Annotated in this window: 15 protein-coding genes and 1 pseudogene; 9 read left to right on the forward strand and 7 right to left on the reverse strand. The window is 66.9% G+C overall.

The window, feature by feature from the left end; genetic code table 11:
* Positions 1 to 42: 42 nt before the first annotated feature.
* Positions 43 to 522, forward strand: a pseudogene (locus AC1ROD_RS07440) (tyrosine-type recombinase/integrase); the annotation flags it as partial.
* A gap of 21 nt (positions 523 to 543) precedes the next feature.
* Here AC1ROD_RS07440 and AC1ROD_RS07445 read toward each other — a convergent pair.
* The 3 genes from AC1ROD_RS07445 to AC1ROD_RS07455 form a co-directional block, all read right to left on the reverse strand.
* Positions 544 to 954, reverse strand: coding sequence for a hypothetical protein (locus tag AC1ROD_RS07445; protein ID WP_492947605.1), 411 nt, complete (start codon positions 952 to 954; stop codon positions 544 to 546).
* A complete protein-coding gene (locus tag AC1ROD_RS07450) occupies positions 944 to 1,168 on the reverse strand; it encodes a hypothetical protein (RefSeq protein WP_492947606.1) in 225 nt (74 codons plus the stop codon). The genes AC1ROD_RS07445 and AC1ROD_RS07450 overlap by 11 nt, the downstream gene beginning before the upstream one ends.
* A gap of 129 nt (positions 1,169 to 1,297) precedes the next feature.
* Positions 1,298 to 1,588, reverse strand: coding sequence for a helix-turn-helix domain-containing protein (locus tag AC1ROD_RS07455; protein WP_492947607.1), 291 nt, complete (start codon positions 1,586 to 1,588; stop codon positions 1,298 to 1,300).
* Between the two features lie 88 nt (positions 1,589 to 1,676).
* On the opposite strand from AC1ROD_RS07455, the gene AC1ROD_RS07460 reads away from it, so the two are divergent.
* On the forward strand, positions 1,677 to 2,045 hold the full coding sequence (locus AC1ROD_RS07460) for a VOC family protein (protein WP_492947608.1): 369 nt from the start codon (positions 1,677 to 1,679) through the stop codon (positions 2,043 to 2,045).
* 1,152 nt (positions 2,046 to 3,197) lie between these two features.
* Positions 3,198 to 3,359 carry a hypothetical protein gene (locus AC1ROD_RS07465; RefSeq protein ID WP_492947609.1) on the forward strand — a complete coding sequence of 54 codons (162 nt, stop codon included), beginning with the start codon at positions 3,198 to 3,200 and terminating at the stop codon, positions 3,357 to 3,359.
* 175 nt (positions 3,360 to 3,534) lie between these two features.
* Here AC1ROD_RS07465 and AC1ROD_RS07470 read toward each other — a convergent pair whose 3' ends face one another.
* Both AC1ROD_RS07470 and AC1ROD_RS07475 read right to left on the reverse strand, forming a co-directional pair.
* The gene (locus AC1ROD_RS07470) at positions 3,535 to 4,110 is read right to left on the reverse strand and encodes a hypothetical protein (protein ID WP_492947610.1); all 576 of its coding nucleotides are present in this window, start codon (positions 4,108 to 4,110) and stop codon (positions 3,535 to 3,537) included.
* Positions 4,111 to 4,241: 131 nt separating this feature from the next.
* A complete protein-coding gene (locus tag AC1ROD_RS07475) occupies positions 4,242 to 4,658 on the reverse strand; it encodes a hypothetical protein (protein WP_492947611.1) in 417 nt (138 codons plus the stop codon).
* Positions 4,659 to 4,771: 113 nt separating this feature from the next.
* Here AC1ROD_RS07475 and AC1ROD_RS07480 point away from each other — a divergent pair, with 113 nt between their 5' ends.
* Positions 4,772 to 5,509 carry a helix-turn-helix domain-containing protein gene (locus AC1ROD_RS07480; RefSeq protein ID WP_492947612.1) on the forward strand — a complete coding sequence of 246 codons (738 nt, stop codon included), beginning with the start codon at positions 4,772 to 4,774 and terminating at the stop codon, positions 5,507 to 5,509.
* Positions 5,510 to 5,512: 3 nt separating this feature from the next.
* Here the strand turns inward: AC1ROD_RS07480 and AC1ROD_RS07485 are convergent, their stop codons facing one another.
* Positions 5,513 to 7,156 carry an amino acid ABC transporter ATP-binding/permease protein gene (locus AC1ROD_RS07485; protein WP_492947613.1) on the reverse strand — a complete coding sequence of 548 codons (1,644 nt, stop codon included), beginning with the start codon at positions 7,154 to 7,156 and terminating at the stop codon, positions 5,513 to 5,515.
* Positions 7,153 to 8,769, reverse strand: coding sequence for a thiol reductant ABC exporter subunit CydD (gene cydD, locus AC1ROD_RS07490; RefSeq protein ID WP_492947614.1), 1,617 nt, complete (start codon positions 8,767 to 8,769; stop codon positions 7,153 to 7,155). Before cydD ends, AC1ROD_RS07485 begins: the two co-directional genes overlap by 4 nt.
* Positions 8,770 to 8,965: 196 nt before the next feature.
* Between cydD and AC1ROD_RS07495 the strand changes: the two genes are divergently transcribed.
* The 5 genes from AC1ROD_RS07495 (at position 8,966) to AC1ROD_RS07515 (ending at position 14,062) form a co-directional block, all read left to right on the forward strand.
* Positions 8,966 to 10,546, forward strand: a complete 1,581-nt coding sequence (locus AC1ROD_RS07495; protein ID WP_492947748.1) for a cytochrome ubiquinol oxidase subunit I — start codon at positions 8,966 to 8,968, stop codon at positions 10,544 to 10,546.
* A gap of 26 nt (positions 10,547 to 10,572) precedes the next feature.
* Positions 10,573 to 11,721: a cytochrome d ubiquinol oxidase subunit II gene (gene cydB, locus AC1ROD_RS07500; RefSeq protein ID WP_492947615.1), complete on the forward strand. Its 1,149-nt coding sequence runs from the start codon at positions 10,573 to 10,575 to the stop codon at positions 11,719 to 11,721.
* A gap of 19 nt (positions 11,722 to 11,740) precedes the next feature.
* Positions 11,741 to 11,890, forward strand: a complete 150-nt coding sequence (cydX, locus tag AC1ROD_RS07505) for a cytochrome bd-I oxidase subunit CydX (protein ID WP_207931478.1) — start codon at positions 11,741 to 11,743, stop codon at positions 11,888 to 11,890.
* Entirely contained in the window at positions 11,877 to 13,253 is a 1,377-nt protein-coding gene (gene hemN / locus AC1ROD_RS07510) for an oxygen-independent coproporphyrinogen III oxidase (protein ID WP_492947616.1), read from the forward strand. The genes cydX and hemN overlap by 14 nt, the downstream gene beginning before the upstream one ends.
* Positions 13,254 to 13,396: 143 nt before the next feature.
* Positions 13,397 to 14,062: an OmpW/AlkL family protein gene (locus AC1ROD_RS07515; RefSeq protein ID WP_492947617.1), complete on the forward strand. Its 666-nt coding sequence runs from the start codon at positions 13,397 to 13,399 to the stop codon at positions 14,060 to 14,062.
* Positions 14,063 to 14,240 lie beyond the last annotated feature (178 nt).

A 14,240-nucleotide genomic window follows, 5' to 3' on the forward strand; every position in this document is an offset into this window, starting at 1 on the left:
GGTGACGATTGCGGTGCCAAACTCGGAAGCCGCGCTCAAAAGTTCAACATCGCGCTGGATGCCAAGCTCCGCGGCTGCGATCTCGTGAAGCTGCGTCTGTCCGACGTCATCCACGGCGGTGAAATCCGCCAGCGGTCCGTCGTTGTCCAACAGAAGACGGGCAGACCAGTGCCCTTCGAGATTACAGAGCCGGCGCGCGAGGCGCTTCGGGCTTGGATTGAACAGCGCGGAGCTCGCTCCAATGATTGGCTGTTCCCGAGCCGGAGCCGGGACGGGAGCCACATCGGGACACGGCAATACGCGCGTCTCGTTGACCAATGGGTTCAGGCAATATCGTTGGACCCTGCGGGATACGGAACTCACAGCCTGCGCCGTACCAAGGTCGCCCTGATCTACAAAAAGACCGGGAACTTGCGCGCATGTCAGTTGCTGCTCGGGCACGGCAAACTCGAAAGCACCGTGCGGTACTTGGGCATCGAAGTGGATGATGCGCTCGAGATTTCTGAGCAGATCGACCTCTGACGTCAGGCCCCTAGCGGACGTTCACTGTGGCCGAGACGGGTGGGGATCGTCGAGCGCTTCCGGCAGCAGGAAAACGCGCCGTGCGATATCCGAATTCAAGCGTTCTGGGGAATACCAACGCTTGAGCGCAGTCTTGTCCAGCAAGTCAGGGTTGGCGCGGGCGAAAGCATCGAAGTCAGCATGGGTAGCGCCCGCGGCGCGCTCGGCGATCAGGGCGAGGAACGCCAGGGTTATAGTCTGGTGATAGCCATCTGGACGTCCGGAGCGGATTGCGAGAGCCTTCAAGCCGCCGCTGAACAGATGGGCGGCCGTCGAGAAGTCGTGGGCGCGCAGAAGTTCAAACCCTACTTGCAGGTGATCTGCATGATGGAAATTCGTCGGGTAGAGCGTGCCTTCCAGGAACCTCTCCGTCAGCGACCGGTCAGGCGTCATCGGAGGCCTCCCGCAATCGGTGTGCGTCGGCGGCGGTCAGGTCGAGGCCATAGACCTCCTTCAAGCGGCCGATCTGCTTCAGCGTTTCATCCGAGAACGGGGGCATTCCTTCGAAGGCGTGCAGAACGATCCCTTCGAGCAGGTCGCCCAAGGACAGGTCGAGATACTCCGCCAACGACTTAAGGACTTTCAGCGTGCGCTTCTCGATGCGCACCCCTGTCTGTGAACGTTCAACCGGTTTCATACGGAGTATGGTACATTGGTACGCAGGTAACGTCAAGCTGTTGGGCGGCGGGTTGCGACCGTTTTCGCCGGTGACCACGAATAACGTGCAGCGCTGCCGCTAGGCGCGCTTCCATGGCGTCAGGGGAATATAGGTGGCCGGCTCGGTCGAGCCTGACCGGCTCACCGCCACCAATCCGCGTCGCTTCAGGCTCTCCACCGCATATTGCACCGTCCGGCGAGATTGCCCGGTGCGTTCGGCCAGTTCAGCATGGGAGAAGCTGGCTCGGCCGTCGCTGTGGGCTGCGCTGATGACCACATAGACCAGGAAGGCGGACGGCTTGCGGTCGTGTCCCACGAGATCTGCCATCAGCGTGTCCACGACATAGCGGTCGAAAAAATAGGTTTGCATACTTCCTGCTATAGCACTGTTTGCGCGGCTTCCCGGATGGCCGCCCCATGGCTACCGAATGGGTGCGGCGGCCAAGGAGACCTAGTCCATGAGCGTGATCAGCAAACTGAAGTTCGTCGGCATTCCCACGCGCGATCAGGACCGGGCGCTGGAGTTCTGGACCGAAAAGGTCGGGTTGCGTGTCGCAACCGACCAGCCAATGGGAGATCAACGCTGGATCGAGCTCAGCATTCCCGGGGCGGAGACGGGTCTGGTGCTGTTCACGCCCGAGGGGCACGAGAACCGTATCGGCAGCTTCTTCAACGGTTCACTGGCCTGCGCTGACGTTGATCATGCCTACCGCAAGCTCTCTGAAAACGGCGTGGTGTTTGAAGGTCCGCCGGAAAAGCAGCCGTGGGGAACATTCGCCAAATTCAGGGATCCGGACGGCAATACCTTCGTCCTTAGCAGCCGCTAGGTTTGGCCGGAGGCGGGCGCGTTGGCGCCGATGCTGCTGGAGTCGAGGCCGATTGGGGTATTTGCGCCAAGGCGATAGAGACCGTACCGACCGAGATTCGCAAACCCACGCCGCGCTCCGAAATATCCTGCGTGCCATGGTCGACGAAGGTCCGCAACGGGGCAGGTGCGGACGCAGCCGACACGCCTGAGAACTTACCTTCGCCATTCGTGGGCAGACCGGACCCTGTCAACGTCGGCCAAGGGTGGGAAGGCGACATCGCTGGCGGGAATTAGTCTAAGAAAGATCGTTGATCATAAGAACGACAACGCCGATGCCGTTCCAGACCGCATGAGACAGCGTTGGCAGCGCATAGGCATGGAAGCGTCCCAGCCTGCGTGCCCACCCCCAAGAGGCGTACGCTATCAGAGCGAACGCCATGGCTTGGCCTAAGGACCCCGCACTAGCGCCGTGGAGGAGCCAAGCGATCCCGAAAACGAATATGATCACAGCCGTGAGGCCAGTGCTCGGGGCGTCGGCGCGGGTGCGTCGTACAGCCCAGACAACAAAGGGCGTCTCGACAAGAGCGGGGAGTATGACGCCCCATAAAGTGGCGTTCAAAAGCCGGGAAACCTCATCGGGAGCGGCGATCACAGCGTCAGGAGCGCCTGGGCCTGCCGATACGCTGGCCGTAACTATGTCGGCCGTCACTCTGACCACCAACGAGACAGCGAACAGTATCCCGCCAAACAGCACGGCTTGAGCCCACGGATTCGCAGGACGCAGTTGCAGTAAAGTCGGTCCAGAAGTCATTCAGCCATTTGGGGTATCACGAAGAATGTCCGCAATGAGTCGGAAACGGGCTTTGTGCTGCGGCCGGAAAGCAGGCCCGTCGCACCAAGCAAAGATACGGTTTGTCCGATCAGATTTGGTTCCGCTTTGCTCGCACGGAAACCTGATTCAGCCCGCCGGTTTGAAGGTGCTAGAGGTTCAGGTCTAAGCTTGGACTGAAACTGAAAACTTGAAGCCCTACTGGTCATCTCGGTGGGGCTTTGTGCTGGCGTCATCGATAGATGATTGCGCACCACGCGAACCTCAGGTTACGCTGATCGAATGGAAACGCCTGCCCATAAAACGAAGCGTCAGCGAGGCCTTGTCGTTTGGCTTACCGCCATGCTGATCATGTCCGTCCCGTCACTTCAGGGCGTAGGCCATGACTGGTTCGGCTGGGCTGATTGGTCGAATAAAGTGGACTTCGCGATTATCTCAGCCGGCGTGATGTTGGCTATCCTCTCGGTGGCGCTGTTCAAGACACCGTTCGGGTCAAGCAACTAGTCCGTCGCGATTAGGACGCGTCCCACGGATAGAATTAACCTCAATCAGTCTTCAGCCTCGACGAAAGTCCGCAGCCTGTCGATTTGCGACGCTACCGTCAGGCCCTGAAGCAGACTTTGTCTGCCCCGTCCGCGATCGGACGTCCCGAACGTCGGCTAGGGGTGGTTAGCGGACGCTACTGTTGAGGGATCAAAAATAGCGGATCGAATGTCTGGGCGAATGCGACATCGACCAAGCGTGTGGTTCTAAGGACGCCATCGCGACCACGGTCCAGATAGACAGCGTAGGTCTTTCCGGGTTGAGGAGTCTCAATCCCATCCCCGCAACCACTGACGATGATCAGCTCACCGTCACTGGTCGTGAGGTCATCGTCCGGCGCCACCTGAATGATGGGAACCGCCTCACCCTTGAGAACGCGCAGCGTTCTAAGTTCCGCCGCCCATTGCCTGTTATGAGGATAGCTCGGTGGCTCGCCTGTCTCTCGATCGATCGGTGTGCCTGTCTCGTAGCTTAAGCGCCCCCAATCGTCGCGGCGCAATGCGACGGCAACGACCACGACCTCATGGACCTCACTCGCGGGATTAAAGCGATAGGGGACGCGACAGGCGAATGCAGGAGGCGCGAAGCTTCCCACAACAACGGCAAGCGCTCCAAGCACAATCCTGGTCAGATTGATGGGATTTGAGGTCGCGGCCATCCGGCGATGATGACAGGGTGTCGCAACGTCGGCAAAGGGTCGGAAGCGGTCCACGCGTGGTGTCCACTTTACAGACGCGAGCCAATGTCAGCTATTGGCGCTTCGCGGCCGTTTCTCGGCAAAGGTAGTTCTCGACTCCAAGCGGCTGTTCGGAGTGTCCGTTTGAGGGCATCACCCGGCGCTTTTCAGAATACGCTGTGCAGATCGCCAACGCCGGAGGCAAGGACCAGGGCAGTCGCCGCCTCGGGAACGTCGAGAGGCCGGATCAGACGCAGGCTGTCGCAGTCCTGCAGCCTTGCCACACGTATGGCCTCAGCGATCAAGGCGTCCGCGATCTCGCGCGGGCGCATCAGGTCAAAGGCGATCAGGCGGTCGACCTCCAGACTAGGGGGCGACTCGCCCCCGGGCGCGATGCGATAGATCAGCAGCCCGCAGGCGCGACCGGCCGGGCGGCGACCAATCAGGACTCCGCCGTGGGAGATATCGGCCACGCTGTCCAGCACCTCCAGCCGCCAGCGCTCAGCGTCCAGCTCGCTCGAGCCGAGGCGCGCGAGCACAAGGGCCTCGTCCAGCTCCTCCGGTCTCAGCGGGGTAACGCTCACGGCTTCCATGCACGACTATGACCACACCTGCTGCGCGAACGCCTTGATCCAGGTCAAACCCTCACTTGTTGCAATGCGGCACAAGGCGTAGCCTTGGGAGGCGGGATACGACCATGCTTGAGCTGAAAACCTTGCCAGTCGGCTGCGCGGAACGTCGGCGTGACAACGCCTGCGATCGCTGCGGCGCGCGCGCCTTCAGCGTCTGCGGCAGTCTCGATGACGCCGACCTGGGACGGCTCGACGCCCTCGCCGAACACATCGTTCTGGCTCCGGGTCAGGCCCTGATCCGCGAGGGCGATCCGGCCGACACGGTCTTCAACATCACCTCCGGTTCGGTGCGGGTCTACAAGCTGCTGGCCGACGGGCGCCGGCAGATCACTGGCTTCCTGTTCGCCGGCGACTTCCTGGGGCTGGCGACCGGGGACACCTTCGTCTTTTCGGCCGAGGCCATCGAACCGGCGACGGCCTGTCGCTTCCGCAAATCTGAGTACCGGACCCTGATCCGCGAGACGCCGTCGCTGGAAGCCAGCTTACTGGAGCGGGCCAACCACGAACTGGCCGCGGCCCAGAATCAGATGCTGCTGCTGGGCCGCAAGACGGCGCTGGAGCGGATCGCGACCTTTTTGCTGGAGCTGCCGTCGCACGATCCGGCCCGGACCGCGCCCGCCGGCGAGGTCTATCTGCCGATGACCCGCTCCGAGATCGCCGACTATCTGGGCCTGACCATAGAGACGGTCAGCCGGGTCCTGACGCGGTTGAAGACGCGGGGCGTGGTTCGCCTGACCTCGATGACGAACCTGGTGGTCGAGCAGCCCGAGGTGCTCAAGGCCCTGTCCGAAGGCGAGGCCTGACGCTCAGGCGGCGATGGCGTGCGCGGGGATCGGCGTCAGACGGCCGCCGTTCTCCACCCGGTACAGGATCTCGCACCGGGCGCGCGGCGTCTCGCGGTGGCTGATCAGGATCAGGCCTTGACCGGTTCGTTCCAGACGGCGCTGCAGGCGAGCCATGACCAGCGCCTCGGTGGCCGCGTCCAGGCCCTCGGTCGGCTCGTCCAGCACCAGCCAGGGGGCCTCGCGAAGGAGGGCACGGGCCAGGCCCAGCCGCCGCCGCTCGCCGCCGGACAGCCGCTCGCCATTCGGCCCGACGCGGGCGTCCAAGCCTTCAGGCGCCGAGCGGATGCGGTCGGCGAGGCCGGCGTCCTCAAGCGCGACCCAGAGTGCGGCGTCGTCAGCGGGACCTGCGAGCCGCAGGTTCTCGCGCACCGTGCCGTCCAGCAGGCGCACATCCTGGGCCGCGACGGCGAACAGGGCGCGGCGGTCGGCGGCGGCGATTTGCGAGGCATCGACGCCGCCCAGTCGGGCCTCACCGGGGGCGATCTCACGCAGGCCGATCAGCCGTTCGATCAGAGTCGTCTTGCCGGCGCCGGACGGGCCGAAGAGGCCGATGCGGGAAGGGGGCGAGGACCGGGACAGCGCGCCGTCGCCGATGACCGACAGGACGAGGCCGGCATCGCGCGGCGCGGCTCCATGGGCGGGCGCCTCGGTCAAGACGGCGTCCAGCCGGGTCAGGGCCTCCGAGGCCGCGCCGTTCTGCTGGAGAGCGGTTGCCAGACCGGCGGCGGAGTCGATCCCCATAACCGCCACCAGCGCCGCGAGCGCCGTCAGGGGCGGGGGGGCGCCGATCGTGGCCGGGATGCCGAGGCCGACGGCCAGGGCCGTGGCGACCGCCTGCCACACGCCGATCCAGCCACCGGCCCGGGCCAGCGCCATGCGGGCGCGGTCGTGGCGGGCGGCGGCGTCCTGAACTTCGCGCACGGCCCAGCCGTCAAGACCGTAGGCCTTGAGTTCGGGCGCGGCGGCCTCCAGCGCGGCCAGCCGGTCCTTGAGGGCGCCGACGGCGATCTGAACCTCGCGACCTGCCGGGGTGGCGAGGCGACGGGCGATCAGGACGCTGCCGAGGCAGGTCACAGCCATGACGGCCAGCAGGACGGCGCCCGCCCTCGGCGAGGCCAGGGTCGCCAGCAGCCCGGCGGAGACGGCGCCCGCGCCGAGGCTCCAGGGAGCCGAGCGTCGCACGAACAGCGTCTGGACCGCATCCACGTCCTGCACCAGCCGGCCGGAAAGGTCGCCGGACGACAGGGCGAGGGTCTGTGCGGGAGGGCCGAAGGCGACGGCGTCGAACAACTGGGGCCGCAGCCGGGCGAGGGCCTTGAGCGCCGCCTCATGGCCCGCAACCCGTTCGACGTAGCGGGCGCCGGTGCGCAGGATAGCCAGCAGTCGGATGATGGCGCTGGGCATCATATAGTTGAAGCTCTGGGCCGCGGCGGCGCCGGCCAGACCGGCGATGGCCGCGCCCGTGATGAACCATCCGGACAGGCCCAGAAGGCAGACGGCGGCGGCCGCGACGACCGCTCCGCCCAGCGCCGCCAGCCGCAGCCGGTCGCGTTGGGCCCGGGTCTGGGCGGCGATCAGGGCCGTGATCCGGTGAGGCGCGCTCACAGGCGCACCACCCGGTCGGCGAGGGCGGCGACAGCCGGCGAGTGGGTGGCGATCAGGGTGGTGCGGTCGCGCGCGATCTGGCGGATGGCGTCCAGCATCCCGGCCTCCGCCAACAGATCGAGGTTGGCGGTGGGCTCGTCCAGCAACAGGATCGGGGCCCGCTTCAGGAAGGCGCGGGCGAGGCCGAGACGGCGCCGCTCGCCGCCCGACAGCCCGCCGCCACGCTCGTCGATTTGGCGGGTCAAGTCGGGGGCGAAGCCGGCGGCCCGGGCCGCGAGCACCAGTCGGCCGGGACAGGCGCTCCGGTCGGCGAGGGCGATGTTGTCGCCGAGCGTGCCGGGTACGACGACGGGGTGCTGGCCCGCCCAGGCGACGCGACCGGCGAGGTCCTGGTCGATGGCGAGGCGGACGCCGTCGATCTCGATGTGCCCCTCGGTCAGGGGTGAGAGGCCGAGCAAGAGGTGCAGCAGGCTGGACTTGCCGGCCCCGCTGGCTCCGGTCAGGGCGACGATCTGACCGGGGCGGATGTCGAGGTCGAAGCCTTGAATGATCGGCGGACCGTCGTTGAAGGCGATGGCGACATCGGTGAAGCGGATGGCGGGGGCGGCATGGCCGATGTTGAGCGTGGTGGGCTGTGCGGCTTCGGGTGTGATCAGCGACGGCGCGGCGGCCTCGGCGGCCTGGCGGTCGTGATAGGCGGCGGCCAGACGGCGCAAGGGGGCGTAGACCTCCGGCGCCAGGGCGAGGACGAAGAAGGCGCGGCCCAGATCCAGCGTCTCCGGAACCGGGAAGGGCAGGAGGCGCAGCAGGTTGAAGCCGCAGTAGACGGCGATCAGGGCCACTGACAGGGCCGAGAAGAACTCCAGCACCCCGGACGACAGAAAGGCGATACGCATGAGCCGGGCGGTGCGGCGCTCCAGATCGTCGGAAGCGATGACAATCTCGCTCGTGGTCCGGTCGACAGCCTCGAAGGCCAGAAGCGCGGGCAGGGCGCGGATGCGGTCGAGGAAGAGGCCGGACAGTCGTTCAAGCGCCCGGAACTGGCGACGGCTCTCGCCCGCCGCCGCGGTGCCGGCGAGCGCCATGCCGAGGATGAAGGGGATGAGGGTGAACAGGAGAACGCCCGCCGCCATGGAGCTGGCGATCGCCGCCGCCGCGATCAGCAGAAGCGGCGACAGACCGGCGGCGAGGCGCAGGGGAGCGAAGCGGCCGAACCAGCCGTCCAAGGCCTCCACCCCCTCGACGACGGCGGTCATCCGGTCGCCGGAGCGGCCGCCGCGTCCGAACATATCCGTCAGCAGGTCGCCACGGACTTTGGCCTTCACCGCCCGGCCCAGCCGCGACCCGACGATGACGCTCGCCTGACCGGTCAAGCCGCGCAGGATCAGGCTGGTCACAGCCAGCAACAGGCCCGGGACAGCCGCGCCCGGCGACCGCTCCAGCCCGGTCAGGGCCAGGGTCAGGCCGGCGGCGAAGCCGACGGCGGGCAGGACGTCGGCGACCGTGATCAGCCCGGCGACCAGGCTCAACCGTCGCCACGGGCGCCCGACCGCCTTCAACCATTGAGCTGGCGAAGGCGCAGGGGAAGCGGCGTCGAGCGGCGCGGCGGTCATCGGCGGACTCCAGCGCCCGGCCGTCGCCGAACGCCATGGGACAAAACGCCGTTGGACCGAACGTCCAAGGGCGATCCGTCCAATACTGGCGGCCATCCGCGCGGGCTTTGATCCAGATCAAGGCGCCCGCCCCGCCACACTTCTAGGGCCAATGAAACGCGGGTCGTCGGGGCCGGCGTCCTGGAGCATCGCCATGATCGACCTCGCGGTCGTCGACCTGTCCCGGCTGCAGTTCGCGCTGACGGCCCTCTACCACTTCCTGTTCGTGCCCCTGACCCTGGGGCTCAGCTTCATGCTGGTCATCATAGAGTCGATCTATGTGATGACCCGCAGGCCGATCTGGCGGACCATCACGCGCTTCTGGGGCACGCTGTTCGGCATCAACTTCGTTCTGGGCGTCGCGACCGGGATCACCATGGAGTTCCAGTTCGGAATGAACTGGGCGTATTACAGCCACTACGTCGGCGACATCTTCGGCGCGCCCCTGGCCATCGAAGGGCTGATGGCCTTCTTCCTGGAGGCCACCTTCGTCGGGCTGATGTTCTTCGGCTGGGAAAAGCTGAAACCCTCGGCCCACCTGTTCGTCACCTTCATGGTCGCGCTGGGCACGAACCTGTCGGCGCTGTGGATCCTGATCGCCAACGGCTGGATGCAGAACCCCGTCGGCGCCGCTTTCAATCCCGACACCATGCGGATGGAGGTCACGGACTTCATGGCCGTGCTGTTCAATCCGGTGGCCCAGGCCAAGTTCGTGCACACCGTCTCGGCCGGTTATGTCTGCGCCTCGGTCTTCGTGCTGGGCGTTTCGGCCTTCTATCTGCTGAGGGGCAAGCACGTCGGCTTCGCCAAGCGGTCGATGACGGTGGCCTCGGCCTTCGGCCTGGCGGCGTCGCTGTCGGTCGTCGTGCTGGGCGACCAGTCGGGCTACGCCCTGACCGACAACCAGAAAATGAAGCTGGCCGCGCTGGAGGCCATGTGGCGCACCGAGCCCGCTCCGGCCGGCCTGACCCTGGTCGGCATCCCCAGCATGAAGGACCGCCAGACCCACTACGGCGTCCACATCCCTTGGGTCATGGGCCTGATCGCGACGCGCACGGTCAACAAGCCGGTCGAGGGCATCTTCGAACTGGTCGCCACCGCCGAGACCCGGATCGAGAGCGGCGTCATCGCCTGGGACGCCCTGCAGAAGGTCAAGGCCAACCCGGCCGATCCCGCCGCGCGGGGCGTCTTCGAACTGCACCGCCGCGACCTCGGCTACGCCCTGCTGCTCAGGCGTCACGTCGCCGATCCGCGCACGGCCTCGCCTGAGCTGATCCGACAGACGGCGTGGGAGACCGTGCCGAACGTGCCGGCTCTGTTCTGGAGCTTCCGCGTCATGGCCGGGATCGGGATGTTCATGATCGCCCTGTTCGGGACGGCCTTCGTCCTGTGCACGATGCGCAAGCACGAGACGAAGTGGTTCCTGCGCATCGCCGTCTTGGCCCTGCCCCTGCCGTGGGTGGCCATCGAGTTCGGCTGGATCCTGGCCGAGTTTGGGCGCCAGCCCTGGGCCGTCGACGGGGTCCTGCCGACCTTCCTCGGCGTTTCCAGCCTGACCGTGCCCCAGCTGTGGGCCACCATCGTCGGCTTCACCCTCCTGTACGGCGCGCTCGCCGTCGTCGAGGTCCGGCTGATGCTCCACGCCATCAAGAAGGGGCCGTTCCACGAACAGGAGACGTTCGGCGAACCGACCCCGGAGGCTCCCGACGTGCGCCCGCTCGCGCCCGCCGTCGCCTGACCCAGACCTTCCCAGGACATCCGACCATGGATCTTCCCATCGACTTCGCCACCCTCCGCCTGATCTGGTGGGCCCTGCTGGGCGTGCTGCTGATCGCCTTCGCCCTGACCGACGGTTTCGACCTCGGCGTCGGCGCCCTTCTGCCCTTTGTCGCGCGAAACGACGCCGAGCGCCGCATGGTGATCAACACCGTCGGCGCCACCTGGGAGGGCAACCAGGTGTGGTTCATCCTCGGAGGCGGCGCGATCTTCGCCGCCTGGCCCTTCGTCTACGCCGTCAGCTTCTCCGGCTTCTACCTGGCCATGTTCCTGGTGCTGTCCGCCCTGATCCTTCGGCCGGTGTCGTTCAAGTACCGGTCCAAGCGGCCGTCGCCGGCATGGCGGTCGTTCTGGGACTGGTGCCTGTTCATCGGCGGCTTCGTGCCCGCCCTGGTGTTCGGGGTGGCGGTCGGCAACGTCCTGCTGGGCGCGCCCTTCCATCTGGATAGCGACCTGCGCAGCTTCTACGACGGCAACCTGCTGGGCCTGTTCACCCCGTTCAGCCTGATCGCCGGCCTTCTGTCGGTGGCCATGCTGGTGCTGCACGGCGCGGCCTGGCTGTCGGTGAAGGCGGAAGCCGGGCCGGTGCTGGATCGTGCGCGCCGCTTTGGCACGGTCGCCGGCGTTCTGGCGCTGGTCCTGTTCGCCGCAGGCGGCCTCTATGTCGCCTTTGGCGGCCTCGGCTACCGGATCACGGGCCTGCCGGATCCCAACGGCTTCTCCAACCCGCTACGCACGGCGGTCGAGGCCGCGCCGGGCGCCTGGCTGGACAACTACGGCCGCTATCCGTGGATGATGATCGCCCCGGCGCTCGGCTTCCTCGGCGCCCTGACCGGTCTGACCGGGATGTGGCGGCGGTCGGCCCCGCTCGCCTTCGGCGGGTCGTCGCTCGCCACCGTGGGGATCATCTCGACGGTGGGCCTGTCGATGTTCCCCTTCATCCTGCCCAGCTCGGTGAATCCCCAGTCCAGCCTGACGGTGTGGAACGCCTCGTCCAGCCACCTGACCATGTTCATCATGCTGCTGGTCACCGCCGTCTTCGTGCCGCTGATCCTGATCTACACCGCCTGGGTCTACCGCGTGCTCTGGGGGCGGACCTCGACGGCCGCCCTCAAGACCAACCCCGACCTCTACTGAGCCATAGGAGCTTTGAGCGATGTGGTATTTCTCCTGGATCCTCGGCCTCGGCCTCGCTGTCGGCTTCGGCGTGCTGAACGGGCTGTGGCACGAGTTCCACCTGTTCGACGAAGGCGACGCCGGCCTGTCCGTTCCCGATGCGTCGAAAGAGGGCGATGTTCCCCTCTAGTCCCTCCGGCCTGACGACGCGCGACCTGATCGAGCGCTACGACGCCCACGCCCCGCGCTACACCTCCTATCCGACCGCGGCCCAGTTCACCCCGGCCGTCGGAGCGGGGCAGTGGGCGGAGTGGCTGAAGGCGGCGCCGCTGGACCGGGCGGTGTCCCTCTATCTGCACATCCCCTTCTGCAAGCGGCTGTGCTGGTACTGCGGCTGCAACACCCGGGCGATGAACCGGCCCGAGCTGATTTCCAGCTATGTCGACCTGCTGCTCCGGGAGGCCGATCTGGTTCTGGCCCAGGTGGGGCGGCCGGTGCGGGTGGGGTCGATCCATCTGGGCGGCGGCACGCCGAACATGCTGTCGCCCGAGGATCTGGAGCGCCTGTTCGAGGGGCTGAGCGCCCGCTTCGATCTGGGCGACTGCTTCGAGATCGCCGCCGAGCTGGACCCGGAAGTCCTGACGCCGGAGTGGGTCGAGGCCGCGGGCCGGATCGGGCTCAGCCGCGCCAGTCTGGGCGTTCAGGACCTGTCGCCGCGCGTGCAGGCGGCGGTCAACCGGCCCGAGAGTTTCGAGACCATCCGCTGGGCGGCGCAGGCCCTGCGTGAGCAGGGCGTGACCTCCATGAACCTCGACCTGATGTACGGCCTGCCGCTGCAGGCGGTGGAGCATGTGGTGACGACCCTGGGGCAGGTCACGACGCTGCAGCCCGAGCGGATCGCCCTGTTCGGATACGCCCACGTGCCGTGGATGAAGCCGCATCAGAAGCTGATCCACGACGAAGACCTGCCCGACGCCGAGACGCGGTTCGCGCAGAGCCAGGCTGCGGCGCGCTATCTGACGGCCAAGGGCTGGCAGGCGATCGGCCTGGATCACTTCGCCCTGCCGCACGATGGCCTTGCCGCCGCGGCGCGGGCCGGGCGGCTGCACCGCAACTTCCAGGGCTATACGACCGACGAGGCCGGGGTCCTGATCGGTCTGGGCGTCTCGGCCATCAGCCGCACGCCGGCGGGCTTTGTCCAGAACGCGGCCAATGAGCGCGACTGGCGCGCAGCCGTGGGGGAGGGGACGCTGCCCGTCGCCCGGGGCGTAGCCCTGACCGGGCGTGACGGCTTCATCGGCGAGATCATCGAGCGGCTGATGTGCGACTTTGCCGTGGACGTTGCCGAGGTCTCGCGGCGTCGCCGTCGGGATCTGTCCGAGGTCGCCGGCGCCTGGCCCCTGCTGCGCCGCTTCCGCGCCGACGGACTGGTCGCCGTCGAGGATGCGAGGGTCGAGGTCACGCCTCTCGGGCGGCCCTTCGTGCGGGCCGTCTGCGCCGCCTTCGATCCGGACGCGACCCGCTTCCGCGAGAGGCACGCCCGGGTCGTCTAGGGGGACAGCTCCGCAGGACAGATTGTCCACCCCCTCAAGGGTTTGCTCTGGATCAAGGCCGGTCGTTCGGGATGGGCGCATCATCCGGCCAAGGCGCTCGCCACCGGCCGCATGAGGCGGCCCCGGGCGTCGGGGATAAGACCATGACCCTCAAGACCCTGTTCCTGACCACCCTTGCCGCGACCGCCGTCGCGCTGCCCGCCATGGCCCAGACTGCTTCCGATGACGCCGCCTGGACCGCGCCCCGCAAGGGCGACTGGCTGGTCACCGGCCGCGTGACCGACGTCTTCTCCGGCGCCGACGACGCCATCCGGACCAGCGCCGGGGCGGACAGCAGCCTGCACGTCGATGTCGGCGACAGCGTCATGCCGACGCTCGGCTTCACATACTTCCTGACCGACCACTGGGCGGTCGAGGGCATTCTCGGGACGACGAAGCACGAGATCCGCGCCCAGGGCGGAACGACCGACGTCGCGGTGCACGAGACCTGGGTCCTGCCGCCCGTCGTGACCCTGCAGTACCGCCCGCTGACCGGGGGCCGCGTCAGCCCCTATGTCGGTGCGGGCGTGAACTATATGCTGTTCTACGGCGGCGACGATCAGAACGGCTTCAAGGTCCATCTGAAGGACGGCTTCGGCTATGCGGCCCAGGTCGGCGCCGACGTCGGTCTGAAGGGGCCGTGGAGCCTGAACCTCGACGTCAAGAAGGTCTGGTTCAACACCGACGCCCGCATCAACGACGGCGCCCTGAACAGCGATGTCGATCTGGATCCGTGGGTGGTGTCGGTGGGGGGGAGCCGGCGGTTCTGACAACGAAGGCCTGGCAGGCCTTTACGCCATACGGTCGTTTCGTCGCGACCGTGTGGCGTGTCCGACCAAGATTTGGAGCCTTCCACGGCCATGGCGGACCGCCAGGCCTCCTTCGGGCGTACTGGCTGGCCAGCTCGGAAGCGCTCGGCGCATCATGTCCAGTTTGCGGACACGAGCC

This window comes from Brevundimonas sp. GW821-FHT12E07, assembly GCF_058807035.1.